Here is a 25,080-nt window from a genome sequence, read left to right as displayed (position 1 = left end):
AACCCGCCCCGCGCAGGCGCCGGCCCGGAGCCTTCCGCCGGTGGACGCGACGCATCGCCCTCGCGGTGGTCGCGCTGCTCGTCCTGACGATCGCGGGGGTGGTCCACCTCGACGGCAAGCTCACCCGCATCGACGCGCTCGCGGCCTATCCGGACCGGGTCGCGGATACACCCGGCACGAACTGGCTGCTCGTCGGATCGGACAGCCGCACCGGGCTGACCGCCGAACAGGAACAGGAACTGGCCACCGGTGGTGACGTCGGGCCCGAGCGCACCGACACGATCATCCTCGTGCACGTGCCGGAGGGCGGAGGCGCCACGACGATGGTGAGCCTGCCCCGCGACTCGTACGTGTCGATCCCCGGATACGGGCAGGACAAGCTGAACGCGTCGTTCGCGGTCGGCGGCCCGACACTGCTGACGCAGACCGTCGAGGGTGCGACCGGTGTGCACATCGACCACTACGTCGAGATCGGGTTCGGCGGGTTCGCATCGATCGTCGACGCGCTCGGCGGCGTCGACATCTGCGTGCCGTACCCGATCGACGACCCGCTGGCCGGGATCAACCTGCAACCCGGCTGCCAGGAACTGTCCGGCCCCGAGGCGCTCGGGTTCGTCCGCACCCGCGCGACGCCCCTCGCCGACCTGGATCGCATGAACAATCAGCGCCTGTTCATGTCGGCCCTGCTGAGCAAGGCAACGGGGCTCGGCACGATGCTCAATCCGTTCCGGTTGTGGTCGCTCGCCTCGGGGGCGACCGCGACCCTCGAGGTCGACGACGGCACACATCTGTGGAACCTGGCGCGCCTGGCGTGGGCGATGCGCGGGGAGACGGTGACCGCGACGGTGCCGGTCGGCGGTTTCGAGGATGTCGACGGTTCCGGCAACGTCCTGTTGTGGGACCGTGAGCGGGCAATTCCATTCTTCGAATACCTTGCGGAAGACCGGTCCATACCTCCAGAATTGCTTTCGCCGACCCCTTGACAAATGGGTTCGGAATCAACTCAGGCTTGCCTCATATTACCTAGCAAAGGCAATACTGATCTTGATAAGCGTAGGCTCCCATTGGATGCGCGAGCCTCTGACCTGCACTAACGTCGTTGTCATGACGACCATGGGTGCGATGAACAAGAGCAAGTTCCATTCGCTGCTTCATGACCAGATCCGCAACGAATTCACCGCCTCGCATCAGTACATCGCGATCGCGGTTTTCTTCGACAATGCCGATCTGCCGCAGCTGGCCAAGCTCTTCTACGCCCAGTCCGTCGAAGAGCGCAATCACGCGATGATGATCGTCCAGTACTTCCTGGACCGGGACATGGCGGTCGACCTGACGGGTGTCGACGCCGTGCAGTCGATGTTCGACAGCGCCCGCGAGGCCATCGCCCTCGCGCTGTCGCAGGAGCAGAAGGTCACCGAGCAGATCGTCGAGCTCGCCCGCACCGCGCGCGACGACGGCGACTACCTCGGCGAGCAGTTCATGCAGTGGTTCCTCAAGGAGCAGGTCGAAGAGGTCGCGACCATGAACACGCTGCTCACCGTCGCCGACCGCGCCGGGGACAACCTGTTCCACATCGAGGACTTCGTGGCCCGCGAGATCCACAGCAAGGTCGCGGCCCCGCCGGTGAACGCTCCGGCTGCGGCCGGCGGCAACCTCTGAATTCGCCGGGTTCACGCGGAAACGCCACCGTCCGGCAGACCGATTCGGGTCTGCCGGACGGCGTCGTTTCGGAGCAGTATCAGCCCGACTGCAGTATCAGCCCGACCCCAGTATCAGCGCAGGGTGACCTGGCGGCCGCGCAGGCCGTCCCGCGAACGACGCTCCGCCGCGGTGAGCGGTGCGTCGACGGCCAGCGCCTCGTCGAGGCGGGCACCCAACTCGACGGTCGCCGCGACCCACTCGTCGGGGTGCTTCTCCGGATCCAGGTCGAACACCGGAACCAGCAGGCCGTGCGTGCGGAACGATCCCGCGAACCGCGATCCCTCACCCAGGTTCAGACCGCCCGCGGCGTGCACCCGCGACAGCGCCGCCATCAGTGCGTCCTCGTCCTCGGGCCGCACCCACCGCAGGTGCGCCTTCTCGCCGGCGTCGACCCACCAGGCAGCGACGAGTCCGTCACCGGACAGCCGCGCCGACGGCATGATCGCGTCGTTGGCGTGCGAGACGGTGTGCGCGACGTCCGCCGCGACCTCGACGCCCTCCGGGATCCACCAGTTGAAGTCCTGGTGGACGGTGATCGTCGGAACCGCGTCGGCGACGACGAGATCCTGCAGGCGCGGGGTGTCGGCGTCGGCCCCGGCGGCCTGCAGCGAGGTGCCGGGCTCGGCGGTCCGTGCCCACTCGATCGCGGCACCGAGGTCGGCGGCCGGGTCCGGTCCGGGTGCGGCCAGCTGCAGACCGACGTAGGCGGCGACGTCGTCGCCCTCGTTGCGGACCAGCGCGGCGACCGCGCCGGGCAGCACCGTCGCGAGGGTGAGGCTGCGACCCTCGACGGGCGTTACCAGCGGCAGTTCGACGAGCGCCGACGGCACGAACTCGCGCAGCGCGACGAGGTCGCATTCGGCGGCCAGACCCTCGAAGGGACGGATCACCGAGGACGACGCCGCCTCACGTTCGAGGCGACGCTGCTCGAGCTTGGCGGCGCGGTTGCTGCCGGGCTTGGGTCCACTGTTTCTCTTGCTCTTCTTGGCCACCGCGCCAACCTACACGCCGTCCTGCACCGCCAGTAGCTGCTTGGTGCGCCCCGGATGGTTGGTGGCGACCCAGCCGACGCCGAGCGCGCGGCACAGTTCCACATCCGCCGGATCGTCGACCGTCCAGCAGTAGGTCGCGCGACCTGCCGCCGCAGCCCGGTCCACGAGGTCCCGGTGCTCGCGCAGCGTCGCGATCGACGGCCCGATCGCGGTCGCCCCGACCGTGGTCGCGGCGCCGCCCCCCAGGTAGTGCGAGGTGTCGCCGAGCAGCACGGTGGGCAGCAGCGGCGCGGACCGGCGGATCCGCCACACCGCGCTCGCCGCGAACGACATCACCACCACCCGCGAGAAATCCGCGGAGGCCGGGGTGGCGAGGCCGAACCGCGCGAGCTCGGCCAGCAGTTTCGCTTCGACGAGTCCGCCGTAGCGCACGGGGTGTTTCGTCTCGACGAAGAGCTTGACCGGCACGCTCGTCCAGTCCAGGACGAGTTCGAGGAGCTGCCGCAGGGTCAGCAGCGACGCCGGTTCGCCGGGCTTGCCGTAGTCGAAGGCCGACAGCTCGGCGAGCGTCATCTCGCTGACCACGCCGGTGCCCGACGACGTGCGGTCGATGGTGCGGTCGTGGATGCACACCAGGTGCCCGTCGCGGGTGAGCCGCACGTCGCATTCGAGTCCGTCGGCGCCCTCATGCAACGCCAGCTCGTAGGCGGCGAGGGTGTGTTCGGGTTTGGCTGCGGACGCGCCCCGGTGCGCGACGACGCGGGGCCTTTCGCTCTCGCTCACGACGTCACCACCTTCGCGTGTTCCCGCTGCTCTGCCGACTCCGTGGTCTCGGTGGTCTCGGGGGCCTCGACCGGTTCCTCGAGAACCGGTTCCTGGGGATCGAACCGCCGCCCGGCCGGTTCGATCGGGGCGATCGGCGAGTGCGCCGGACCGGTCGCGACCGTGAGCTGCCGGTACTTCAGCGGCCGTCCGCGCAGGTCGGTGCCGTCGAACAACCGCAGCACGTGCAGTGCAGCGACCGCGACAAGCGCGGCGACCGCGGCGGTCACCGCGGACAGGACGACGCCGTCGGCGCGGGCCTGCAGGGCGTCGCGCTGCCGCCACAGCAGAGTCACGACGACCAGCACCCCGCCGAGGACCCACAGGATCCACCAGGTGCGGACGGCGCGACGCAGCCGCGGGCCGGCGTCGTCGGCGATCTCGGTGAGGTACACCCCCGGCAGCGCGAGGTTGACCAGCGGGATCACGCAGCCCAGCACGATCAGCGCGGGCGGTCGCGGATCCGACGACCCGCGTGCCGCGTACACGCGCTCGCGCACCCGGACCAGCCGCAGCCCGGCTGCGACGACGGCCGCGAGCGCGACCAGCGGCGCGACCACCTGGGTGGAGCCGACGGCGGCGTCGGACAGCGCCAGCGCGACGGGATCGACCAAGCGGGTGCGGTTGAACAGCAGCAGCCCGTAGCGGACGGCTTCGGCGAGGGCCGCGAGCGCGAACAGCACCGCGGTCGCGACGAGGAGCGTCGGGGCGATCTCGGCGAGCTTCTCGGCGCGGGTCGGTTCGTCGACGGTGGTGACCGCGCGACGGTCACGCAGACCCCATCGCGGCACGTCGTCGTAGCGGGGCGTGGGACCAAGCGCCGCGGCCCCACCCGTGCGAGGCTGCGCCTCGGGCGGCGTGCCGGCTGCGGAGGGGATGGCGACCCAACGGAAGTTGCGGCGCGCCGGCGGCACCGGACGCTGCGGGTCCACGGGCGAGAGCAGCAGCCCGCGGCAGCCGGGGCACCATTGGCGCGGCTGCCCCACCACCGGCCAGCGGTGTTCGCAACGGACGCAGATCTGGAAGGCGGGCATCAATAGATCTTCGCCGGAGTGTCGCCGTCGGCGGTCAGGGGTCGTCCGGTGCGCTGCCAGGCCACCATGCCGCCGTTCACCTGGAACGCATCGAACCCGATGTTGTTGAGGTACGCGACGACGCCCACGGATCGGCCGCCCTGACGGCACACGACGTAGACCTCGGCGTCGATGTCGATGTCCTCGATCCTGGCGGGTACATCGGCGACCGGGATGTGGAGCGCGCCCGGGGCATGACCGAGATCCCATTCGTCGGCTTCGCGCACATCCAACAGCACCACGCCGTCCCCGATCTCCGGGACGTCGTCGACCGACACGGTGGGAACATCGGAGAAGCTCACATCGTCAATAGTGGCACGCGTCTTCCGGGGACGCAGCCGTCGGATCGGCGCGACATCACCGTTGCGTCACACAGTTGTTACAGGCCGGCCACATTCCCGACCAGAACCGATGACGAAATCCCCACGGCGACGGAGTTATCCACAGTTTCCACAGGTTCATCCCCAGTTTTCGGAGTAACTCACAGCTCCTACCTCGCTCGGGCCGAGCACATTTCGCACTCCGTCCCTCGACATGTCCGAATCATCGTGCGCCGCACCGGCACCTCCCATCACCCGCGAGCGCGCGCCCGCCGCGCGGTGCGCGCACTCGAAACTGCCGCGCGTACGTACACGCGGAACTGAAAGGATCGTGGCCATGGAACTACGGATCTTCACCGAACCCCAGCAGGGCGCCACCTACGCCGATCTCCTCGCCGTCGCGCAGACGGCCGAACGGCTCGGCTACGCCGCGTTCTTCCGATCCGACCACTATCTCGCAATGAACAGCAAGGGCCTGCCCGGCCCCACCGACGCGTGGATCACGCTGGCCGGGCTGGCCAGGGAAACCTCGACGATCCGGCTCGGCACCCTCGTCACGTCCGCGACGTTCCGGCATCCGGGACCCCTCGCGATCACCGTCGCGCAGGTCGACGCCATGAGCGGCGGGCGCGTCGACTTCGGGCTCGGCGCCGGGTGGTACGAGGAGGAGCACCTCGCGTACGGCATCCCGTTCCCGCCCCTGCAGGAGCGTTTCGACAAGCTCGAGGAATCCCTCTCCGTGATCACCGGCCTGTGGGAGACCCCGGTCGGCAAGACGTTCTCGTACGAGGGCGCCCACCACCGGATCCTCGAATCGCCTGCTCTGGCGAAACCCGCGCAGCGTCCGGGTCCGCCGATCATCATCGGCGGCAAGGGCAAGCGCCGCACCCCTGCACTCGCGGCCCGCTTCGCCGACGAGTTCAACGTCCCGTTCGAGTCGGCGGAGGAGTCCGCGCGGCTGTTCGAGCGGGTGCGGAACGCGTGCCGAGCCGTGAACCGCGACCCCGCGGAGATGGTGTGGTCGAACGCGCTGGTGCTGTGCTGCGGTCGCGACGAGAACGAGATCGCGCGCCGCGCCGCGCGCATCGGGCGTGAGGTCGACGAGCTGCGTGAGAACGGGCTGGCCGGCACCCCGGCCGAGGTCGTCGAGAAGATCGGACGCTACGCCGAGATCGGTACGCAGCGGATCTACCTGCAGGTTCTCGACCTCGCGGATCTCGACCACCTCGAGCTGGTCGCGCAGGAAGTGCTCCCGGCGGTGCGCTGAGCTTCGCTCACGGGAGGCACCGGAGCTTCGCTCACGGGTAACACCGGAGCTCCGCTCACGGGAGGCACCGGTAGGTCAGTGGCTGCTGGTGGAGCCGAGGAAGATTTCGATGTCCCGGCTCCACTGGCGGGTCCGTGCGAGATCGAGGCGCCAGCGGGCGACGGCGAACAGTCCACCGGCGACGAGCGCCGTCCCGACCCACGCGGACACGCCCACCAGCACCGCGGATACCTTGGCACTCGTGGCACTCATCGGCGGCAGCGACTGGTTGCCGTCGGCGTCGACCCAGACCGGCACCTGGCTGCCGGGTGCGGTGGTGGAGTCGACCTGGATGGTGCCGTTCCGTGTCTCCCGGCCCCACGGCCACGACGCCTGGACCGTCGCGGAGTCGGACACTCCGTAGTCTCCGTAGGTGGCGGCGACGGTCGTCGGAGTACCCGCGGTCGTTGCTGTCACCAGGGTGCGTTCCGCGGTCTGCTGCGCTGACACCGCGAGTTGTGTGTCCCAGGTTGCGGCCCCGGCCCATATCGCCAACGGGATCATCGCGACCACGAGGAATGCGAGCAGGGCCGTCAACCGCGCCTCGATGCGATCGGTGCGGCGCACGAGAGGATTACGGCGTCGAGAGGATCGGCGTGCCGTTCGTAGATAGGCCGCCGTGCTGTTCACCATGTCGAGTCCGGTCCTTCCCCCTAGTTCGCTCATTCCAGATTGATCCGCCGGACCGGTAAGAGCAAGGGGATGGGCCTTATATCACACGCGAGGCGACTGTGCGAGGGCCGACTCCCGAGGTCCCGAGGGGATCGTCAGAGTCCGAGACCGACGGGGCAGCTGACGCCGGTCGCGTGGACCGGGCAGTAGCCGTTCGGGTTCTTCGCCAGGTACTGCTGGTGGTAGTCCTCGGCGTAGTAGAACTGGGTCAACGGGGCGATCTCGGTGGTGATCGCGCCGTATCCGGCAGCGGCCAGACGCTTGCCGAACGATTCCGCGGTGGCCTCGGCGATCTCGATCTGCGATTCGTCGAACGTGTAGATCGCGGACCGGTACTGGGTGCCGTGGTCGTTGCCCTGCCGCATGCCCTGCGTCGGGTCGTGGTTCTCCCAGAACTGTTGCAGGATCTGCGCGTATCCGATCACTTCCGGGTCGAACACGACGAGAACCACCTCGGTGTGCCCGGTGCGGCCCGAGCAGACCTCCTCGTAGGTGGGGTTGGGGGTGTAGCCGCCCGCATAGCCGGCGGCGGTCGAGTACACGCCGTCGAGTTCCCAGAATTCCTTCTCGGCTCCCCAGAAACACCCCATGCCGACGACGGCGGTCTGCATACCGTCCGGGAACGGCGGGGTGAGGCGGTGGCCGTTGACGTAGTGGGCGTCGGGCACGGGCATGGGGTCGGGTCGTCCGGGCAGTGCCTGCTCGCGGGTGACCATCACGGATTTGGCGGCCTTTTGGGAGAGGATCTCGTCGAACCAGGACATGGTCCCGATGCTACGCGTGGGATTCGCTGTGGGCGGGGGTCGCGCTCACGCCGTCGGCCGCCGGGACGCGGCGGATCCACCGATCGGTGATCCAGCGTCCGGCCGGCACCTCCACGCAGCGGTAGAGCGCCTCGGAGACGAGCGCGCACACCACAACGAACGCGAGGACGGCCCCGGTACGGCCGAGGTGCCCGACGGTGTTCTCGTACACGCGGTACAGCACCAGCGTGTGCAGGAGGTAGATCGCGAAGCTGCGGGTCGCGGTCCAGTACACGATCCGGGAGCGGGCGATCCGGCCGTCGTAGCGGGCGAGCAACACGACGGTCGCGGTGACCACGACGATCGTCCACAGGTAGCGGGAACCGGCCCAGTACACCTGGTAGTCGGTGGCGATCCAGACGACCATCACCTGCGCGAGCATCGCGAGGATGAGTCCGCGGGCGCCCGTCAGCCGCGCCCACCCCAGGTAGATGATCTGCCCGAGGAAGACGCACGGGAGGGTCGCGGCGATCTTCGACAGGAACGGCACCGCGTACGGCTGCGGGACGTACAGGTTGTAGAAGATCACCAGCATGCACACCGCGGCGCCGAGGGTCGGCATCGCGATCGGCGCGGCTCGGAGCAGGGGTCGCGCGAGCACGCAGTAGAGGTAGAACGTCACCTGCACCGCGAGGGTCCAGGTCACGCCGAGCACCGCGACCTCGGGTTTCAGGAAGAACCCGCCCAGGAAGAAGCTGAGCACCGCCTCGCCGTTGGTGATGCCGGTCTGCCCGCTGAACATGCCGTTGATGCCGAGACGCACGAGCACGATCGCAGCGAGGATCGCGACCCAGAATCCGGGCAGCAGCCGGGCGCCGCGGGCGATGAGGAACGGGCGGGCGTCCTGCCGGATCGCGGATCGGGTGATGAGCATCCCGGTCAGCATCATGAAGGCGGCGACGCCGAGGAACGACAGGTGCTGGTTGAGTTTCGCGCCGTCGACGAGCACGTCGTAGACGAGGTCGATCCCCCACCAGCCGGTGCCGAGGTCGTCGATCAGATAGAACGAGATGTGCGAGTACACGACGGCGAGTACGGCGAGTGTCTTCAGCAGATTCACGCCCGGGAACTCGACCCGAGGCGCTTCGCCGCCGCGTGCCGTGTCGCTCGGGAGTGGCCGAAACATCCGGCAATGTTAATGTCCGGTTTACTGTCGTGCCGAATCCGGCCCCCATCTGCGCAGGTAGAGACCTTTGTCCCGTGCCGATCCGCCCAACAGCCCTCGACGGCGGCGCGCCGGATATGCCGGAACCGCGTGCAGGCCAGTGTTGCGCAGGGTGTACTTATGAGTTTGGGTGGAAACCCAGAAGTATCGAAAACATGAACGGGCCCAACAGGCCCGCAGATGAAGGGACCCTTCGTGGCTGAGTACACGCTTCCGGAACTGCCCTACGACTACGCGGCCCTCGAACCGCACATCTCCGCCAAGATCATGGAGCTGCACCACAGCAAGCACCACGCGACCTACGTCGCCGGCGCCAACACGGCCCTGGAGAAGCTGGCCGAGGCCCGCGACAACGGCACGATGGCCGCGCAGGCCACCAAGCTCGAGAAGGACCTCGCGTTCCACCTCGGTGGCCACACCAACCACTCGGTGTTCTGGCAGAACCTCTCGCCCGAGGGTGGCGACAAGCCGGAGGGTGAGCTCGCCGCCGCCATCGACGACGCTTTCGGTTCGTTCGACAAGTTCCGCGATCACTTCTCGGCCAACGCGAACTCCATCCAGGGCTCCGGCTGGTCCATCCTGGCCTGGGATTCCATCGGTCAGCGCCTGCAGATCGTGCAGCTCTACGATCAGCAGGGCAACATCTCCATCGGCCTGGTTCCGCTGCTCATGCTCGACATGTGGGAGCACGCCTTCTACCTGCAGTACCAGAACGTCAAGGCCGACTACGTCAAGGCCTTCTGGAACATCGTCAACTGGGCGGACGTGCAGGCCCGCTTCGAGCGCGCCCGCACCCAGACCGCCGGTCTGATCGTCTAGTCACCCCGCACACGCTGCGCAAAGAGGGACGCCGGAGATCCGGCGTCCCTCTTTCGTGTCCGCGGGCCGCGGTCCTGGCACTCCGTCCCCCTTGTGTGCCAGCCGGGATCCGGTCATTCTTCTCATATACCCAACGAGGTGTAGCGGTGGCGCTGCGCGCCGACACAACTTCGACATGGGGAGGTTGCGGGATGAACGGACACGAAAGAATCGAACTCGCCGCCTTCCAGGCCGCCGGATCCCTGCGCGGTTTCGTCGTCTCGGGACGCTGGCCCGAGACCACCCGCGAGTGGACCCAGCTGCTGGCGATGACGGTACGGGTGGCCTCGCTCCCGGGCCTGCTGCCCACATCCACCGTCTTCGGGGTACGCGAGGAACTTCCGGACGATCCGGCGCCGGGCACGGTCGGGCTGGTGGTCGCCGAAGGGCCGGTGCTCGGCGAGGAGGCCGTCGAACCGGGACGGTTCGCGGAGCATCAACCGCCGGCACTGATCATGCTGCACCCGCCGTCGGAGACGACACCGTCGCTGCCCGAGAACGTGGGCGTCGCGTCGGGGTGCGTCCTGCTGCCGGGTCTGCCGCACCTGGGGCTCGAGCACCGGGCCGCGTGGGTGGAGGCCGAGGCCGATGGCACGGTGACGTCGCTGGTCAGCAGGGTCGGCGTGGATCCCAACAGCGACCCCGACACCGCGATTCTGGCCATGCTGCTCGCGGCGTGACCGTCGCCCACATCCTCGAGTTCGGGTCGCCAAACTTAGTGTGCCCTTTGCGATTTCGTTGCCGACACGCTATCGTTGCCGAAGCGAAGGGGAGTAGCCCCCAATCGCTCGGTCGACACACTGGCACGGCACCTCGGGGTTCCGGCCCGGCCGGGTGAACCGGATCCCTCGATTCCGGTGGGCGAGACCTTCGGTCGTCGACGCACCCCGCGTCGGCGTCCGGAGGAAGCCCGTTTCCTCCATTCGGACAGGAGGAAACGAACCCGATGATCACCGCAATCGCCCTGAGTTTCGCAGTCATCTTCGTCGCCGAACTCGGCGACAAGTCCCAGCTCATGGCGATGACCTTCGCGCTGCGCTATCGCTGGTGGGTCGTCCTGTCCGGCATCCTCGCCGCCACCACCGCCGTGCACCTCGTCTCGGTCGCCGTCGGCCACTATCTCGGGGTCGCGATCCCGTCCACCGCCCTCGCGATCGTCGGCGGTGTCGCCTTCGTGTTCTTCGGCCTGTGGACCCTGCGCGGCGATTCCCTCGACGAGGAGGAGCAGAACAAGGCCGCGCGCGTGACCCGGTCCGCGTTCCTGGCCGTCACCTCCGCCTTCTTCCTCGCCGAACTCGGCGACAAGACCATGCTGGCCACCATCACGCTGGCCGCCGACAACAACTGGGCCGGTGTGTGGATCGGATCGACCGTCGGCATGGTCGCGGCCGACGCACTCGCCGTGGTCGTCGGCGCGCTGCTCGGCAAGCACCTGCCGGAGAACGCGATCAAGTTCGGTGCCGCGGCGTTGTTCTTCGCCTTCGGCGCCTGGATGCTCGGTGAGGGCCTGGCCCCCGAGACCCCGGCCGGATTCGTCGCCGGTGGCGCGACGCTCGCACTCGCCGTCATTGCCGCCGGCGTCCGCGCCGTCGCGGTCCGCCGTCGCGCGGTGGAGGCGCCGCGCGTGCCCGTCAAGTAGTAGCACCCCTCCCTTCCCCTGGACCGTCCGCTGGAAACGGGCGGTTCCGGCTTGCCCGCAGGAGTATGCTTGCCGATAGGCAATTAATACGGGAGGCGACGGTGAGTTCCGCAAGCACACGTTTCGAGGACGACGAGATCGCACGGCTGCGCCTCACGTTCGGCAAGATCGCCCGCCGCGTCGACCGCCGGTCGTCCGGCGAGGACGGCCTGACCCGCAGCCAGTTCTCGCTGCTGTCCACGGTCGCGCGACACGGTGAGATCGGGGTTCGCGAACTCGCCGAGATCGAGGGCATCAACCCGACCATGCTGTCGCGGATGCTCGGCAAGCTCGAGGACGCGGGCCTGCTCACCCGTTCCCCCGACCCCGGCGACAAACGCGTGATCAGGGCCGGCATCACCGAGGCCGGGCGGGAGCGCTTCCTGCACCTGCGCGAGGTGCGGACCGCTCTGTTCGCCGAGAACCTGGCCGGGTTGTCGGACGAGCACACCGACGCGATCCGCCGCGCGCTTCCTGCCCTCGAAGCCCTCGCCGAGAGCATGGCCGACTCCGCGGGGTGCCGCCCGTGACAGCCCTCTCCGACCTGCGCGGACAGACGTTCGCAGCAATGCGCGGCGCGAATTTCCGCCGCTACATCTCCGGCCAGGCCGTCTCCCTCGTGGGCACCTGGATGCAGACCGTCGCCCAGTCCTGGCTGGTGCTGGAGCTGACCGGTTCCGGCACCGCGATCGGCGTCGTCCTGGCGCTGCAGACCGTGCCCATGCTGCTGCTCGGCCCGTACGGCGGCGTCGTCGCAGACCGGGTGGACAAGCGCAAGCTGATGATCGGGCTCCAGACGATGATGGGGCTGCAGGCGCTGGTTCTGGGCCTGCTCACCGTCACCGGCACCGTCCAGCTGTGGCATGTGTGGGTGCTCGCCACACTGCTCGGCCTCAACCAGTGTTTCGAGAACCCGGCCCGCCAGTCGTTCATGCTCGAGATGGTCGGGCCCGACGACCTGCGCAACGCCGTGAGCCTGCAGTCCGTGCTGGCGTCGTGCTCGCGCATGATCGGACCGGCAGTGGCCGGCCTGGTCATCGCCGCCGGCGGCCTCGGCGTCTGCTTCCTGCTCAACGCGGCCAGTTTCGTCGCGGTGGTGGCGTCGCTGCTGCGGCTCGACGTGTCGCAGCTCAACCTGTCCCCGCAGGCCGGTCGCGCCCGCGGTCAGCTACGGGAGGGCCTGGCGTACGTGCGGCGCAGCCCGGATCTCGCGGTGCCGCTGCTCATGATGGCGCTCGTCGGCTGCCTCGCGTTCGAGTTCCAGGTCGTGCTGCCCGTCGTCGCGGAACACGTGCTCACCGCCGGGGCCGGTGGCTACGGCTTCCTCACCGCCGCGATGGGCGCCGGTTCCGTCGTCGGCGGGCTCGTGATCGCCACGTGGGGACGCACCGGCGTCAAACCCCTGGTGGTGACCGCACTCGCGTTCGGTGTCGCCATGGCCGCCGCGGCGGCCGCACCGAACCTGGGGCTCATGATCGCCGCGATGGTCCTGGTCGGTGGATTGAGCGCATCGTTCACCGCGACCACGAACAGTTCGTTGCAGCTCGCGTCGGCCCCGACGATGCGTGGCCGGGTCATGGCGCTGTGGTCCGTGGCGTTCCTCGGTTCCACCGCGATCGGCGGGCCGCTCGCCGGATGGGTGTGCGAGGAGTTCGGCGGCCGCGCCGGACTGTTGCTCGGCGCCGTCGCGTGTCTCGTCGCGGCCGGGCTCGGTGCGGCGCTGCTGGTGCGTGGCCGCAGTCGCGCGCTCGGTCGGGTCGACACGACCGTCGCCGAGGGCGTCGCGTAACTGCAGGAACTCTCGGGTCTGTGGTCGCCTCGAGTCGGTGATCACCGCGCTAGGGTTCGACCACAGACGAGGCGCGCCGACGGGGCCGCCGGAACAGGAGTACTGCAGTGGAAATTCAGGGAACCGCAGCACTGGTCACCGGTGCGGCGTCCGGGCTCGGCGCAGCCACCGCGAAGCGACTCACCGACGCCGGCGCGACCGTCTTCGGTCTCGATCTCGCCCAGTCCATCGAGCGGGTCGGCAGCAAGGCCCCCGAGGGCGTCACGATGCTTGCCACGGACGTCACCAGCGCCGACGAGGTTCAGGCCGCGGTCGACAAGGTCGTCGAGTCGGGTGTGCCGCTGCGCATCGTCGTCAACTGTGCGGGTGTCGGCTGGGCGGGCCGTATCCTGTCAAAGAACGGCCCGCACGATCTCGAGCTGTTCCGCACGGTCATCACCGTGAACCTGCTGGGCACGTTCAACGTGATGCGCCTGGCCGCGGACGCCATCGCCAAGACCGATCCGGTCGACGACGCCGGGCAGCGCGGCGTCATCGTCAACACCGCGTCCGTCGCCGCCTTCGAGGGCCAGATCGGGCAGATCGCGTACTCCGCATCCAAGGGTGGCGTGCACGGCATGACCGTCCCCGCCGCCCGCGACCTCGCGCAGTACGGCATCCGCGTCGACACGATCGCCCCCGGCATCGTCGACACCCCGATGCTCGCCGGCGTCACCGAGGAGTACCGCAAGGGCCTCGAGGCCGGTGTGCCGTTCCCGTCGCGCCTGGCCCAGCCCGCCGAGTACGCCCAGCTGGTGCAGATGATCGTCGAGCACGACTACCTCAACGGCGAGACCATCCGCATGGACGGTGCGCTGCGCATGGCCCCGCGCTAGGCGGCTCCGCCGCCCGTGCGTGGTTTCGGTAGTTCCAGCTACCGAAACCACGCACGAGGCAGGACTGTCTCGGTATGACCGCGATCACCGTCTCGGCTGCGAAAAGCGCAGTGGCAGTGTTGATCATGCGGAGCATATGACGTCCTCCCCCGATGTGATCCGGCAGCAATGTCGATTCGTTCGGACGAGGGGGCACACTCGTTGTTGTGACCCTCGGAACAGCAGCGCGGGTGCTCGTGGTCGTCGTCGCGGTGATCGCGGTGGCGGGCGTCGCACTGTTGGTCGGTCAGCGGCGGTTGATCTATCTGCCGGACACGTCCACGCCTCCCCCGGCAGCCGAGGTGCTGCCGGGCGCCCGGGACGTCCGCCTCACCACGGACGACGGTCTCGAACTGGGCGCCTGGCTCGTCCCGGCCGCCGAGCCCACCGGCCCGGGCGCCGGTTTCACCGTGCTGCTCGCCCCCGGGAACGGCGGCAATCGACTCGACCGGGCGCCACTCGCGGCGGCCCTGTCCCTGGCGGGATTCACGACGCTGCTGGTCGACTACCGCGGCTACGGCGGCAATCCGGGCCGGCCCACCGAGGACGGCCTCGCACTCGACGCGCGGGCGGCACGGAACCATCTCGTCGAGATCGAGAACGTCCCGCCCGACCGGCTGCTGTATCTCGGGGAGAGCCTCGGCACCGGCGTCGCCACCGGACTCGCCGCCGCGTATCCACCGGCGGGTCTGCTGCTGCGCTCGCCGTTCGTCGACCTGCCGTCGGTCGCGCGGCACCACTACCCGTTTCTTCCCACAGTTCTGCTGTGGGACCGGTTCCCGGTCGCCGCGACCGTCGCCCGGCTCGGCGTGCCCGTCACCGTCGTGTACGGCACCGCGGACACGATCGTCCCGCCCGCGCAGAGCGAGCGCGTCGCCGACGCGGCGCCGCATCTCGTCGAACGGGTCGTCCTGCCGGGGGTCGGGCACAACGACCCGCCCATGTTCGGACGGCCGGTGGTCGACGCCATGACCCGCCTCGCGGCTGCCGTCCGGTCGTGACGTTCAGAGATCGTCGATGTGCGGAATCTCCTGCACTGCACGGTCGGTCATCCACTCGCGCAGAAACTTCGTCGCGATGACGTCGTCCTCGTTGTACTCGAGCAGCCGCTGCCGCTGGGCCGGATCGGGCGGACCCTCGTAGCCGACGGCCTCGCGATACCAGCTCATCGACGCCTCGCCACCGGCTTCCTCGTCGCGCCACCGATGTCCGGCCAGCGGCGCAATCTTCTTGAGTCCCTTGCCGTTCGGGCACACGAACTGATCGGTCACGGCCTGGAACACGTCGACCCACTGCGGCGAGTCGATGAATGCGCGGACCTCCGCCTCGCTCGGCACACCGGGCCGTCCGTAGAACCGGCGCGCCGACGCCAGCAGCCACTTGTCCTCGGCTGTTCTCGAATAGCAGTATGCGGCAAACGTTTTCCCACGACGCTCGGCGACCTTGCGTTGATCGGAGAGCCACGTCCAGAACTCTCCGAAGGAGCGGGCCTCGTCGTCGGTGGGCACCGGATCCCAGGTCGCGAACGGCAGGTACGCCGACTCGCCGTCGACGTTCAGCAGCGTCCCCCACAGGTAGGCACCGAACTCGTGGTAGCTCTCCATGTCGACGTCGACCTCGATGTCGGCGCGGTGCACGTGCACGTGCCCGTACCGCCGCACCAGGGGCGCACCCACCAGCCACGCCTTCGCCGTGACGACGGTGTCCGCGAACGACCCCTGCGGCCACACCTCGGGTTCCTCGCCGTCCCAGTGGGCCAGCTCGTCGACGGTGTGCACACCGAGTTCCCGCAGCACCGTCGCGCGCTGGCCGGGCGCGACCAGCGACACGTCGTGCGCCTGCACCAGCTGTTCCCGGCACCGCGACCACCACGGGCAGGTCCGACACTCCCCGATCTGCGCCGGCTCGGTCGCGACCTCCCCACGCGCGATCGCGATGCGGTCCGCGAACCGCTCGTCGTAGTCGGCAAGCACCTCGGACAGGTCGTGCACAAGGATGCAGTCCCCGCCGTAGCCGATCGCCCCCGCCACCCGCGCGGGGCTGGCGAGTCCGTGCCGTTCGAGCATCCGGTACAGCTGCGCGAGCCGCATCTGGTCGCGCAGCTGGCTGCGCACCTTGCGGGTCTCGTCGATCGCGGGTTCCCACGCGAACAGTCCGGTCGTGGTCGCGCCGCGACCCGGATCGGTGACCTTGTGGTTGACGACGATCACCGGGATGTAGCCGCCGCGCACGGTGTCGCGCAGCAGGATCTCGGATCGGCCCCGCCGCCCTGTTTCGGGCTCGGCGGGCAGCACCGCACCCCAGATCCGGTCGACGCCGGCTCGGCACGCCCGGATCGTGTCCTCGGCCCGACGGGACGCGGGCCCGTCGGCTGCGATCTGCACCCAGCCGGGCTGGGCGTCGAACAGCTGTCTGCGGATCGATTCGCGATGAGCCGCGGCAGCCTCCTGCCGCTGTTTCGCTCCGGGGTTCTCCGGTGCCGTCGCCAAGTCCTCGGGAAACGCCGCGTCCAGATACACCCGGTGACGGCACCTCGTCAGCGCGCTCGCCTCGATGAGAACGGGCGATCGCCGCATTTCGATGGGTGCATCCACAACCGTCCAGGGTATTCGTCCTAAGGTGAACCGATACCACCGGCACAGACAGCCTGATTCTTCAGGCGCCGCTGCGCCGTCACACCGAATGGAGGGTGCTGTTCGATGGCGTTGTTCAAACGGCGGAAGCGTCGCGCCACCCGCAAGGCCGAAGCGAAGGCCCTGAAGCACAAGGCCGCGCTCGAAGCGAAGCTCGGAGCAAAGAACCAGTCTCGACGGGACCGCCGCGCCGCGAAGGCACAGGCCAAAGTCGACAGGGAGCTCGTCAAGTCGCAGACCCGGATCGAGAAGCAGCAGATCGCCACGCTCAAGGCGCAGGAGAAGGCCGCCGCCTCCCAGGGCTTCACCGCCGCGAAGGTGCGGCGCTATCTCGGGGTCGCACGTCTGCTGGCGCCGGTGCTGGTGCCGCTGGTCTACCAGGCCGTCACCGCCCTGCGCGGGCAGCTCGACGCCCGGCGGGCGCAGCGCATGGGCATCGCGATCGACCAGCTCGGCGAGTTCACCGGGCACGGCGCGCGACTGAGCGCCCGCGTCGCCGGCGCCGAACATTCCGTCGCCAAGATCGTCGAGCAGCATCCTCAGGACGCCGAAACCGCCAAGTTCGCCGAGGCCACCCGGGCCCGGCTCACCGATCTCACGACCGCGATCAGTGCGGCCGAGCAGATGCCCGCCCCGCGTCGCCACTCGGCGCACGCGGCGATCTCCGCCGAGCTCGACGGCATCGAAGCCGACCTGCTGGCGCGGCTCGGGGTGCGCTGACGGTCCCATGGCTGCCGGTCCGATTCTGCGCGGTGCGACCGCGGGTGCCCTGACGGCGGCACTCGCGATCGTCGCGCACGCCGCGGCCGGTGGCGGGCTTCCCACGGGACCGAGTGCGGCGCTGCTCATCGCGGTCGCCGCCGCCGTCGGTGTCGCGGGCGCACATCTGCCGGCGGTGCCGACGGCCGTGTTCCTCGCGGCCGGCCAGGCCGGCACGCACATCGTCCTCGCGACCGTGCCGGCCGAGCACGCCCACCCGTCGTGGCTGATGCTGGCCGCGCACGCGGTCGCGGTCGCCGGGTGTGCCCGGCTGCTCACCGTCGCCGAACGGCTGCACGCGGCGATCACCCGCGTGGTGCACGCCGTGCTGTCGGCGGGCCCGGTGCCGGTGGAGGCTCCGGCACGCGTCGTGCCGGTCGGTGCGGTGCGCTGCGTCGTCGAGGCGCGACCACCACCGAGCATCCGTCGGAGGGGACCACCCGTCGCGGTCGCCTGAACCGCACGTCCTCTCCGATCAGAAAGCCACAGACAGAAGATGAAGACCCTTCCGACCCGCGCCGTCACGGCCGCGGGCATCACCGCTGCGATGCTCTTCGCCGGGGCCGGCGTCGCCTCCGCGCACGTCAGCGTCGTCGCACCCGGCGCCACCCAGGGCGGCTATACGGTGCTCACGTTCCGGGTGCCCACCGAGTCCGAGACTGCCGGAACCACCGCGCTGACGGTGACGCTGCCCGGGCTGAAGTCCGCGCGGACCGAGCCGATGCCGGGCTGGACCGCGACCGTCACGAAGGACCCGGCGTCCGGTCTGGCGACCTCCGTGACCTGGACCGCCGATCCCGGCGTCGCCGTCGGACCCGGCCAGTTCCAGCAGTTCCTGCTGTCCGCAGGGCCGCTGCCCGAGCAGGACGCGCTGTCGTTCCCGGCGGTGCAGACCTACAGCGACGGTCAGGTCGTCGCGTGGGATCAGGAGGCCATCGGCGACGCGGAGCCGGAGAAGCCGGCGCCGAGCCTGACCCTCACCGCGAGCAGCGGCGACGGCCATGCCGTCGTAACCACCGCGGCGTCCGAAACCACCGCGACCTCCGAGGTTGCAACCGACGACACCGCCCGCTGGCTCGGCGGGATCGGCCTGGTGCTCGGCGCGCTCGGCGCCGCACTGGGCCTCGGTGCGGTACTGAAGGGACGGCGCTCATGAATCGCCTGTTCACGATCCTGGCCGCCCTGGTCGCGGCCCTGGTGATGACCGCCGGACCGGCGTCGGCGCACGCCGTCGTCCTGTCCAGCAACCCGGAGGACGGCGCGCAGATCGCGCAGGCACCCGAACGGGTGACGGTGACGTTCAACGAGGCGATGCAGCAGCAGTTCGCGGCGCTCACCGTCGTCGGCCCCGACGGGAACCTGTGGTCGAAGGGCGATCCGGTCGTCGACGGCGCGACCGTCGGCGTCGAGGTCGGCGAGCTGGGTCCGGCCGGCGTGTACACCATCGCGTTCCGGGTGACCTCCGCCGACGGGCATCCGGTCAGCGGTACCCGCACGTTCACGCTCACGCAGGACGGGGCGGGCGCGCCCGGCGCTCCCGCCGCGGGCACGGCCACCGCAACGCCGGAAACCCCGGCCGCGACCTCGGCCGACGGTGACGGCGGCGGGGTCGCGGTGTGGTGGTTCGTCGTGGCCGCGGTCGTGGTGATCGCGGGCGGGCTGTGGTTCGCGCTGCGCAAGCCGAAGGCCTGACCTCCGTGGTACCGGCGCGCCGGCGATGGCTGCTCGGTGCCGTCGTCGGCGCCACCGCGGGTGTGGCCGCCGGCTGGCTGCTGGCCGCGCCCCAGGGTTCGAGCTGGGTGCGTGCCCTGTCGTTGTGCGCCGGGGTGACCGTGCTGGGCCTGGCCGCACTCGGGGTCGCCGTCCGCGGCGACCGTCGTCCCCCGGTCGCGCCCGCCGATCTGTGGCGGGCGATCGCCGCATTCGGCGGCGTGTGGCTGATGTGCGAGGGCGCGCTGCTGGTGTTCGAGGCGGCGGCGGTGGCCGGTGTGCCGGTCACCCGCCTCGACACCGCACGGTTCGCGCAGTTCGCGGGGACCGTGGGCTCCGGGCGGATCGGGGTCGCGGCGTTCGGGTGTGTCGCGGCGTGCACCGTCGTCGCGGTCGTCGCGTACCGGCGAGATGCGTCGTGGCCGACGGCTCCGGTGCTCGCGGTGGCGGCGCCGGCGCTGATCGCGCGACCGGTGTCCGGGCACATGTCGCAGCAGCCTCTGGGTTCGCTGCTCGATGCGCTGCACGTCCTCGCGGCCGGTCTGTGGGTCGGTGTGCTGGTCGCGCTCGCGCTGACGGTGCGCTCGCGGGGCGCGTGGGCCAGGCTGCTGCCGCGCTATTCGACGCTCGCGACGTGGTGCGTCGCGGTGCTGGCCGCGACCGGAGTGATCGACGCGGCGGTGCGGCTGGGCTCGCTGTCCGCGCTGGTCGACACCGGTTACGGCCGCATCGTGCTGGCCAAGACCGTGGTCCTCGCCGGCCTGGTGGCTCTGGGGGCGCGGTGGCGTCGCACGTGGGTGCCCGCCGCGACCGCGCACCGCGCGACCGCGGAAGTGTCGCTGCGCAACGCGGTGCTCGAGGTGTGCGCGACCTCGGTCGCGTTCGGGTTGGCCGCCGCCCTCGCGACCTCCCCCTGAGCGCACCGACTTCAGCCGACGAGACTCGCCGCGCGCCGCAGATCGCGGACCAGGGATTCGAGCGCGTCGTCGCGGCCGGTGCGCATCCGCAGGATCGCCGACGGATGCACGGTCGCGATGATCTGCGGGTCGGACGGCAGCTTCAGTTCGGGGTCGGCGTGCAGGACCTGGCCGCGATGTTCGGTGATCCGGAAGGACGGGCCGAGCAGTGCCTGCGCGGCCGTCGCCCCGAGACACACCAGCACGTCGGGGCGGACCGCTTCGAGTTCGGCGAACAGCCACGGCCGGCACGCGATCACCTCGCCGCGCGACGGCTTCTTGTGGATGCGCCGCTTGCCGCCGGCCTCGCGGGCGAACTTGAAGTGTTTGACGGCGTTGGTGACGTAGACGTCGCCGCGGTCGATCCCGGCCTTCTCGAGGGCACGGTCGAGCAGGTGCCCGGCGGGCCCGACGAAGGGCTCGCCGGCGCGGTCCTCCTGGTCGCCGGGTTGTTCGCCGACGAGCAGCAGCCGCGCGGTCGCGGGTCCGTCCCCGAAGACGGTGGGACCCGCGTATCGGTACAGATCACAGCCGCGGCATCCGGCGGCCGCGGACGCGAGGGCGACGAGGTCGGTGCTCGCCGGCAGGTACTGCTCGGCGCCGGGATGTTTGGCCATACCTGCTGGATACCCGGTGTTCGGTACCGGAACCGTGCGACCCCCGGCGGTCGTATGAAATGTCACAGAAATAAAAGATTGCACCGCTGCAGAGTTACGATCGGCCGACCGATCCAGGAGACGACCCGATGCCGAGAACCGCGACGACGGCAGCGCAGACTCGCCGCCGCTCGAGGCTGCGCACCGTGGCCCGGCACCCCGCGACACGTGTATTCGTCGGGCTCGCGGTCGTCGCCGCGGCCGCCTGGATCCTCCGCGCCCAGCTTCCCGCCCTGTCCACGATCCGCGACGCCGTGCTCGACGCTCAGGTGCAGTGGGTGATCGGAGCGCTTGCCGTCCAGATGGTCGCGATGCACATGCTGGCCCGCCTGCAGAACGTCGTGGTCTCGGCGTTCGGGGGTGAGATGTCGCGGCGCCGCTCGGAGCTGGTGACCTACGCGTCCACCGCCGTGACGCAGGGACTGCCCGCCGGTGGCGCGTTCGCGGCGGGCTACAACTACCGCTGGCTCACGTTCGCGGGCCTGACGCCCGGTCACGCGGTGGTCGCGCTGACCTTGTCCGCCGGGGTGTCGATGCTGGCCCTGGGCGTGGTCTATTCGGCGACCGTCAGTCCGCGGCTGGCCGAGTGGATGGTCGACGACGTGCTCCACGTCGTCCTCGCGGCATGCGTCGCCGCCGGGATCGCCGTGGTCGTGGCCGCCGCCGAGGTGGCCCGGCGACGCGCGCCCGCCCCGACCGTCGAAATCCCCCCGGATGCCGGTTGGAAGGCGAAACTCGCGAACACGCTCGCCGAGGTCGCCCGGCTCCCGCGGAGGGTGTGGCACCGGGTGTTCGCACTGACCACCGCGAAATGGATGTTCGACCTGTTGTGCCTGATCGCGGCGTGCCTAGCCGTCGGTATCGAGGCGGGGGTCGCCTCCCTCGCCACGCTGCACGTGGCGACGCAGGTGGCCCGGCAGATCCCGTTGACCCCGGGCGGTATCGGCATTGTCGAGGCCGGCCTGGTCGCCGGTCTCGTCGCGCTGGGATTCGACGCCGGACCGGCCGCCGCCGCCGTCGCGATCTACCGCCTGTGCACCTACTGGTTCCCGCTGGTCGCCGGAGCCGGGAGCATTCCGCTGCTGCGGCACGTCGCGCGCCGCGAGTCCGTTCGACTGCCCGAGGACCGGCGCGCACCCGCAGCGGCATAGCCGCTGCACCGTGGCCACAGCGCCGCGGCACTGCACTACGGTGATACCGATGGCTGGAGGACTCTCGTGACCGATACCGGGCCGAAGCCCTCGCTGCGTTCGCGCAAGCGGGCTCGGACGTGGACCGCGATCCATTCGGCGGCGGCAGCCGCCGCGCTCGCCCACGACCGGCTCGCCGACGTGACGATCGAGTCGATCGTCGCGGAGGCCGATGTCTCCGCACGCACGTTCTTCAACTATTTCGCGTCGAAGGAGGACGCCGTCCTCGGGTTGCGCGCCCCGGCGATCGACGAGCGCACCGCGGCCGAGTTCACCCTCGGCGCCGACGAGGACGCCGTGGAGAAGGTCACCCGCCTGCTGTTCGACGTGCTGCAGAGTTCCGGACCCGGTCCCGAGCAGCGCGAACGGAACGCCGAGCTCACCTGCCGTCATCCGGAGCTGGCGCGCCGCCGCATGGCGCACGTCGACACCGCGCAGTCGCTGGTGTCGGATCTGGTTGCGGAGAAACTCGCCGAGTCCGATCGCCCCGTCACCGGCGGTGTCGGCACCCGCGAGGCCGCGCAGATGCTCGTTCTGTCGGCGGGCGCGATCATCCGGTTCGCGATGCGCTCGTCGATCGCGGAACCGGAGGCCGACGTCGAGACGCTCGTCGACCGGGCGCTCACGGTGTTCCGGGAAGTGACCGGGTTCCGGGCGACGGCGTCCCGCTGAACGCGGTCAGGCCGGGACGGTCGGCCGCGAGCGGACCGGACCGAGACCGCGCGCGACGAGGACCGCGGTGATCGCCGCGGCGGCCATGATCGACGCGAGCACCATGATCTGGAACCGTCCGGCCTCGAGCGGCGACAAGCCCCCGAAAATCGCGCCGACGAACGCGCCGGGGAGCGTCACCAGGCCGGTGGTCTTGGTCTGATCGGTCGCCGGGATCAGCGCGGCGTGCACCGCGACCCGGGTGAGTTCGGCCGTCGACTGGCGCGGGGTTGCGCCGAGCGCGAGCCATCCCTCGACCTCCTCCCAGCGGCTGTCGACGATCTCGAGGAAACGCCGCCCGGCCAGGGCCGCGACGGTCATGGCGTTGCCGATGACGATGCCGCCGATGGCGAGTGCGTAGCGCGGCGACAGTTCGATGGCACCGGTCGCGAACACGATCGCCAGGGCCACCCCCGCACCGGCCAGGATCGCGACCGCGACGATCCCGAGTGTGGCGGTACCGCGGCCGATCCGGCGCGTCGCGGTCCACGTGGCCACCGCGAACATCACCCCGAGGACGCCCGCCACCCAGCGACCGTCGGTGATGACGCCGCTGAGCACGAGACTGATGAGAGCGAGCTGGACGGCCCCGCGCGCGATCGCGAGTGCGGGCGCGAACCGGTGCGGAACCCCGTACGCCCACAGCACCGCGGTGGCCACGACGACAAGGACGAGCACACCGACCAGTGACTGGGTGAGGACGTGCAGGTCGGCGGTCACCTGTGAAGGCTAGCGACCGCGAGCGCGTCGACGGTGGACATCTGCTCAGGGTGCACAGAACGATTCAGCCGGGTCTATTTTTGCAGTAATGTAAATTTCCATGGCCGAAAACTCGGGTGACGCCCCCGCTTCCCAGTCACCCCGCGGGCTGGTGTTCCTGTTCGCCGGGCTCATGCTCACCATGCTGCTGGCCTCGCTGAACCAGACCGTGCTCAACCCCGCGCTGCCGACGATCGTCGGCGAACTGCACGGCGCCGACCTCATGCTGTGGGTCATCACCGTCTACATCCTCGCGTCGACGATCATGATGCCCGCGTACGGCAAGCTCGGCGATCTGTTCGGCCGAAAGCCGTTGTTGCTCGGCGCAATCGGCGTCTTCCTCGTCGGCTCGGTCGTGAGCGCGACCGCCGGCGACATCACCTGGCTCATCGTCGGCCGCACGATCCAGGGTGTCGGCGGCGGTGGTCTGATGGTCCTGTCGCAGGCCGCGATCGCCGACGTCATCCCGGCCCGTGAACGCGGCCGGTACATGGGCATCATGAGCGGCGTGTTCGCGCTGTCGTCGGTGGCCGGCCCGCTGCTCGGCGGCTGGTTCACCGAGGGCCCGGGCTGGCGGTGGGTCTTCTGGATCACGGTGCCGCTCGGCCTGCTCGCCGCGACCGCGGCGATCGTGTTCCTGCGACTGCCTGCGAGAACCGGCCCCCGCCCGTCGATCGACGTCGCCGGCATGGCGGTCCTGTCCGTCACCACCACCGGCATCGTGCTGATCGGCACGTGGGGCGGCACGACGTACGTGTGGACGTCCCCGACGATCCTCGTCCTGATCGCCGGCACCGTCGCCGCCGCGGCGCTGTTCGTGTTCGTCGAGTCCCGCGCCGCCGAACCCGTGCTGCCGCTGCACCTGTTCCGCGACCGCAACTTCGACCTCATCACCGTGTCCGGTCTACTCGTGAGTGTCGCGCTGTTCGGTGTCGCCGGATATATGCCGACCTACCTGCAGATGGTCGCCGGGGTCAGCGCCACCGAAGCCGGCCTGCTCATGCTCCCGATGATGGGGTCGCTGTTCCTCACCTCCACCATCGCCGGCCGCGTGGTGAGCAACACCGGCCGCTACAAGATCATCCCGATCATCGGTTCGGTGCTGATCGCGGCCGGACTGACATTGCTGTCGCTGCTCACCGTCGACACCGCGCTGTGGGTGCTGTGCTGTTTCCTCGCCGTCGTCGGGGTGGGCTTGGGCATGACCGGGCAGCTCATGGTGCTCGTCGTCCAGAACTCGTTCCCCATCGAGGAGGTCGGCACCGCGACCGCGGGCAACAACTATTTCCGGCAGATCGGCGCGACGCTGGGCTCCGCGGTCGTCGGCAGTGTCTTCGCGAGCCGGGTGGCCACGCTCATCGCCGAACGCGCCCCGGTCGGCGTCGTCGCGGATTCCCTGACGCCCCAGGCCGTCCGGCAACTTCCCGACGCCGCGCGGCTACCGGTCGTCGAGGCCTACAACGAGGCACTCACCCCGATCTTCCTGTGGATCAGCCCGCTCGCCCTGCTCTCGATGCTGCTGCTGTGCTTCGTCGTGGAGACGCCGCTGGCCACCACGATCGAGCGCCGGAAGGAGCTTCCGGTGGAGGCCGCGACCACCGGTTCCTGAACGG

The 25,080-nt window shown here is 69.9% G+C and carries 28 protein-coding genes; 18 read left to right on the top strand and 10 right to left on the bottom strand.

Features of this window, described 5'->3' with window-relative positions:
* On the top strand, window positions 1-983 hold a 983-nt coding region (locus M1M07_RS22785; RefSeq protein WP_248675604.1), incomplete at its 5' end, for an LCP family protein.
* Between the two features lie 121 nt (window positions 984-1,104).
* Window positions 1,105-1,659, top strand: coding sequence for a ferritin (locus M1M07_RS22780; protein WP_197250020.1), 555 nt, complete (start codon window positions 1,105-1,107; stop codon window positions 1,657-1,659).
* 113 nt (window positions 1,660-1,772) lie between these two features.
* Here M1M07_RS22780 and M1M07_RS22775 read toward each other — a convergent pair whose 3' ends face one another.
* From M1M07_RS22775 to M1M07_RS22760, 4 genes are read right to left on the bottom strand one after another with little or no spacing between them, the layout of a single operon-like run.
* Complete coding sequence (locus M1M07_RS22775) at window positions 1,773-2,693, bottom strand: DUF5926 family protein (protein ID WP_197250021.1); 921 nt, start codon at window positions 2,691-2,693, stop codon at window positions 1,773-1,775.
* A gap of 9 nt (window positions 2,694-2,702) precedes the next feature.
* Window positions 2,703-3,476 (bottom strand): glycerophosphodiester phosphodiesterase family protein, encoded by a 774-nt coding sequence (locus tag M1M07_RS22770; protein WP_197250022.1) that lies wholly within the window; start codon window positions 3,474-3,476, stop codon window positions 2,703-2,705.
* Window positions 3,473-4,549, bottom strand: a complete 1,077-nt coding sequence (locus M1M07_RS22765) for a DUF4328 domain-containing protein (RefSeq protein WP_248675603.1) — start codon at window positions 4,547-4,549, stop codon at window positions 3,473-3,475. Before M1M07_RS22765 ends, M1M07_RS22770 begins: the two co-directional genes overlap by 4 nt.
* Window positions 4,549-4,890, bottom strand: a complete 342-nt coding sequence (locus tag M1M07_RS22760) for a rhodanese-like domain-containing protein (protein ID WP_197252960.1) — start codon at window positions 4,888-4,890, stop codon at window positions 4,549-4,551. Before M1M07_RS22760 ends, M1M07_RS22765 begins: the two co-directional genes overlap by 1 nt.
* Window positions 4,891-5,245: 355 nt before the next feature.
* On the opposite strand from M1M07_RS22760, the gene M1M07_RS22755 reads away from it, so the two are divergent.
* A complete protein-coding gene (locus tag M1M07_RS22755; protein ID WP_197252961.1) occupies window positions 5,246-6,175 on the top strand; it encodes an LLM class F420-dependent oxidoreductase in 930 nt (309 codons plus the stop codon).
* A 75-nt stretch (window positions 6,176-6,250) separates the two neighbouring features.
* Here the strand turns inward: M1M07_RS22755 and M1M07_RS22750 are convergent, their stop codons facing one another.
* The 3 genes from M1M07_RS22750 to M1M07_RS22740 all read right to left on the bottom strand — a co-directional run bounded on the left by M1M07_RS22750 (window position 6,251) and on the right by M1M07_RS22740 (window position 8,815).
* The gene (locus M1M07_RS22750) at window positions 6,251-6,781 is read right to left on the bottom strand and encodes a hypothetical protein (protein ID WP_248675602.1); all 531 of its coding nucleotides are present in this window, start codon (window positions 6,779-6,781) and stop codon (window positions 6,251-6,253) included.
* A gap of 200 nt (window positions 6,782-6,981) precedes the next feature.
* Window positions 6,982-7,650 carry a peptide-methionine (S)-S-oxide reductase MsrA gene (msrA, locus tag M1M07_RS22745; protein ID WP_197252963.1) on the bottom strand — a complete coding sequence of 223 codons (669 nt, stop codon included), beginning with the start codon at window positions 7,648-7,650 and terminating at the stop codon, window positions 6,982-6,984.
* Between the two features lie 10 nt (window positions 7,651-7,660).
* A complete protein-coding gene (locus tag M1M07_RS22740; protein WP_197252964.1) occupies window positions 7,661-8,815 on the bottom strand; it encodes an acyltransferase in 1,155 nt (384 codons plus the stop codon).
* A 234-nt stretch (window positions 8,816-9,049) separates the two neighbouring features.
* On the opposite strand from M1M07_RS22740, the gene M1M07_RS22735 reads away from it, so the two are divergent.
* From M1M07_RS22735 to M1M07_RS22705, 7 genes are all read left to right on the top strand, one after another.
* A complete protein-coding gene (locus M1M07_RS22735; RefSeq protein ID WP_068164327.1) occupies window positions 9,050-9,673 on the top strand; it encodes a superoxide dismutase in 624 nt (207 codons plus the stop codon).
* Window positions 9,674-9,864: 191 nt separating this feature from the next.
* Window positions 9,865-10,392 carry a peptidase gene (locus M1M07_RS22730; RefSeq protein ID WP_197252966.1) on the top strand — a complete coding sequence of 176 codons (528 nt, stop codon included), beginning with the start codon at window positions 9,865-9,867 and terminating at the stop codon, window positions 10,390-10,392.
* 266 nt (window positions 10,393-10,658) lie between these two features.
* Complete coding sequence (locus M1M07_RS22725; protein WP_197252967.1) at window positions 10,659-11,351, top strand: TMEM165/GDT1 family protein; 693 nt, start codon at window positions 10,659-10,661, stop codon at window positions 11,349-11,351.
* A gap of 101 nt (window positions 11,352-11,452) precedes the next feature.
* Window positions 11,453-11,920 carry a MarR family transcriptional regulator gene (locus tag M1M07_RS22720; RefSeq protein WP_248675601.1) on the top strand — a complete coding sequence of 156 codons (468 nt, stop codon included), beginning with the start codon at window positions 11,453-11,455 and terminating at the stop codon, window positions 11,918-11,920.
* Window positions 11,917-13,179 carry an MFS transporter gene (locus M1M07_RS22715; RefSeq protein ID WP_248675600.1) on the top strand — a complete coding sequence of 421 codons (1,263 nt, stop codon included), beginning with the start codon at window positions 11,917-11,919 and terminating at the stop codon, window positions 13,177-13,179. The genes M1M07_RS22720 and M1M07_RS22715 overlap by 4 nt, the downstream gene beginning before the upstream one ends.
* 107 nt (window positions 13,180-13,286) lie before the next feature.
* Window positions 13,287-14,054, top strand: coding sequence for an SDR family NAD(P)-dependent oxidoreductase (locus M1M07_RS22710; RefSeq protein WP_197252970.1), 768 nt, complete (start codon window positions 13,287-13,289; stop codon window positions 14,052-14,054).
* Between the two features lie 206 nt (window positions 14,055-14,260).
* Complete coding sequence (locus M1M07_RS22705) at window positions 14,261-15,094, top strand: alpha/beta hydrolase (RefSeq protein ID WP_248675599.1); 834 nt, start codon at window positions 14,261-14,263, stop codon at window positions 15,092-15,094.
* Between the two features lie 3 nt (window positions 15,095-15,097).
* Here M1M07_RS22705 and M1M07_RS22700 read toward each other — a convergent pair whose 3' ends face one another.
* Window positions 15,098-16,669, bottom strand: coding sequence for a TM0106 family RecB-like putative nuclease (locus M1M07_RS22700; RefSeq protein ID WP_248675607.1), 1,572 nt, complete (start codon window positions 16,667-16,669; stop codon window positions 15,098-15,100).
* Between the two features lie 123 nt (window positions 16,670-16,792).
* Between M1M07_RS22700 and M1M07_RS22695 the strand changes: the two genes are divergently transcribed.
* Genes M1M07_RS22695 through M1M07_RS22675 form a run of 5 tightly spaced genes read left to right on the top strand, consistent with a single transcriptional unit; the run spans window position 16,793 to window position 20,112 of the window.
* On the top strand, window positions 16,793-17,446 hold the full coding sequence (locus M1M07_RS22695) for a DUF6474 family protein (RefSeq protein ID WP_248675598.1): 654 nt from the start codon (window positions 16,793-16,795) through the stop codon (window positions 17,444-17,446).
* A 7-nt stretch (window positions 17,447-17,453) separates the two neighbouring features.
* A complete protein-coding gene (locus M1M07_RS22690; protein ID WP_197252972.1) occupies window positions 17,454-17,942 on the top strand; it encodes a hypothetical protein in 489 nt (162 codons plus the stop codon).
* A 39-nt stretch (window positions 17,943-17,981) separates the two neighbouring features.
* On the top strand, window positions 17,982-18,641 hold the full coding sequence (locus M1M07_RS22685) for a YcnI family protein (protein ID WP_248675597.1): 660 nt from the start codon (window positions 17,982-17,984) through the stop codon (window positions 18,639-18,641).
* Window positions 18,638-19,177 carry a copper resistance CopC family protein gene (locus M1M07_RS22680; protein WP_248675596.1) on the top strand — a complete coding sequence of 180 codons (540 nt, stop codon included), beginning with the start codon at window positions 18,638-18,640 and terminating at the stop codon, window positions 19,175-19,177. The genes M1M07_RS22685 and M1M07_RS22680 overlap by 4 nt, the downstream gene beginning before the upstream one ends.
* 5 nt (window positions 19,178-19,182) lie before the next feature.
* Entirely contained in the window at window positions 19,183-20,112 is a 930-nt protein-coding gene (locus tag M1M07_RS22675; RefSeq protein ID WP_248675606.1) for a CopD family protein, read from the top strand.
* A gap of 11 nt (window positions 20,113-20,123) precedes the next feature.
* On the opposite strand, the gene M1M07_RS22670 is transcribed toward M1M07_RS22675, so the two are convergent.
* Entirely contained in the window at window positions 20,124-20,768 is a 645-nt protein-coding gene (locus M1M07_RS22670) for a UdgX family uracil-DNA binding protein (RefSeq protein WP_248675595.1), read from the bottom strand.
* Window positions 20,769-20,896: 128 nt separating this feature from the next.
* Between M1M07_RS22670 and M1M07_RS22665 the strand changes: the two genes are divergently transcribed.
* Window positions 20,897-21,958, top strand: a complete 1,062-nt coding sequence (locus M1M07_RS22665) for a YbhN family protein (protein WP_197250646.1) — start codon at window positions 20,897-20,899, stop codon at window positions 21,956-21,958.
* A 66-nt stretch (window positions 21,959-22,024) separates the two neighbouring features.
* Window positions 22,025-22,669: a TetR family transcriptional regulator gene (locus M1M07_RS22660; protein WP_197250645.1), complete on the top strand. Its 645-nt coding sequence runs from the start codon at window positions 22,025-22,027 to the stop codon at window positions 22,667-22,669.
* A 6-nt stretch (window positions 22,670-22,675) separates the two neighbouring features.
* Here M1M07_RS22660 and M1M07_RS22655 read toward each other — a convergent pair whose 3' ends face one another.
* Window positions 22,676-23,428, bottom strand: a complete 753-nt coding sequence (locus M1M07_RS22655) for an ABC transporter permease (protein WP_248675594.1) — start codon at window positions 23,426-23,428, stop codon at window positions 22,676-22,678.
* A gap of 100 nt (window positions 23,429-23,528) precedes the next feature.
* On the opposite strand from M1M07_RS22655, the gene M1M07_RS22650 reads away from it, so the two are divergent.
* Window positions 23,529-25,076, top strand: a complete 1,548-nt coding sequence (locus M1M07_RS22650; protein ID WP_248675593.1) for an MDR family MFS transporter — start codon at window positions 23,529-23,531, stop codon at window positions 25,074-25,076.
* The last annotated feature ends 4 nt before the right edge of the window (window positions 25,077-25,080 follow it).

Source organism: Rhodococcus sp. HM1, from assembly GCF_023218075.1.
Lineage (GTDB): Bacteria > Actinomycetota > Actinomycetes > Mycobacteriales > Mycobacteriaceae > Rhodococcus.
This window is presented reverse-complemented; position numbering and strand designations above follow the sequence as displayed.

What these genes read in the sequence shown, in the direction of transcription:
- M1M07_RS22695 (WP_248675598.1), top strand. Translation starts at nt 16,793, where the DNA reads ATGGCGTTGTTCAAACGGCGGAAGCGTCGCGCCACCCGCAAGGCCGAA.
- M1M07_RS22780 (WP_197250020.1), top strand. Translation starts at nt 1,105, where the DNA reads ATGACGACCATGGGTGCGATGAACAAGAGCAAGTTCCATTCGCTGCTT.
- M1M07_RS22670 (WP_248675595.1), bottom strand. Translation starts at nt 20,768, where the DNA reads ATGGCCAAACATCCCGGCGCCGAGCAGTACCTGCCGGCGAGCACCGAC.
- M1M07_RS22765 (WP_248675603.1), bottom strand. Translation starts at nt 4,549, where the DNA reads ATGCCCGCCTTCCAGATCTGCGTCCGTTGCGAACACCGCTGGCCGGTG.
- M1M07_RS22690 (WP_197252972.1), top strand. Translation starts at nt 17,454, where the DNA reads ATGGCTGCCGGTCCGATTCTGCGCGGTGCGACCGCGGGTGCCCTGACG.
- M1M07_RS22730 (WP_197252966.1), top strand. Translation starts at nt 9,865, where the DNA reads ATGAACGGACACGAAAGAATCGAACTCGCCGCCTTCCAGGCCGCCGGA.
- M1M07_RS22685 (WP_248675597.1), top strand. Translation starts at nt 17,982, where the DNA reads ATGAAGACCCTTCCGACCCGCGCCGTCACGGCCGCGGGCATCACCGCT.
- M1M07_RS22680 (WP_248675596.1), top strand. Translation starts at nt 18,638, where the DNA reads ATGAATCGCCTGTTCACGATCCTGGCCGCCCTGGTCGCGGCCCTGGTG.
- M1M07_RS22700 (WP_248675607.1), bottom strand. Translation starts at nt 16,669, where the DNA reads ATGCGGCGATCGCCCGTTCTCATCGAGGCGAGCGCGCTGACGAGGTGC.
- msrA (WP_197252963.1), bottom strand. Translation starts at nt 7,650, where the DNA reads ATGTCCTGGTTCGACGAGATCCTCTCCCAAAAGGCCGCCAAATCCGTG.
- M1M07_RS22725 (WP_197252967.1), top strand. Translation starts at nt 10,659, where the DNA reads ATGATCACCGCAATCGCCCTGAGTTTCGCAGTCATCTTCGTCGCCGAA.
- M1M07_RS22650 (WP_248675593.1), top strand. Translation starts at nt 23,529, where the DNA reads ATGGCCGAAAACTCGGGTGACGCCCCCGCTTCCCAGTCACCCCGCGGG.
- M1M07_RS22665 (WP_197250646.1), top strand. Translation starts at nt 20,897, where the DNA reads ATGCCGAGAACCGCGACGACGGCAGCGCAGACTCGCCGCCGCTCGAGG.
- M1M07_RS22755 (WP_197252961.1), top strand. Translation starts at nt 5,246, where the DNA reads ATGGAACTACGGATCTTCACCGAACCCCAGCAGGGCGCCACCTACGCC.
- M1M07_RS22740 (WP_197252964.1), bottom strand. Translation starts at nt 8,815, where the DNA reads ATGTTTCGGCCACTCCCGAGCGACACGGCACGCGGCGGCGAAGCGCCT.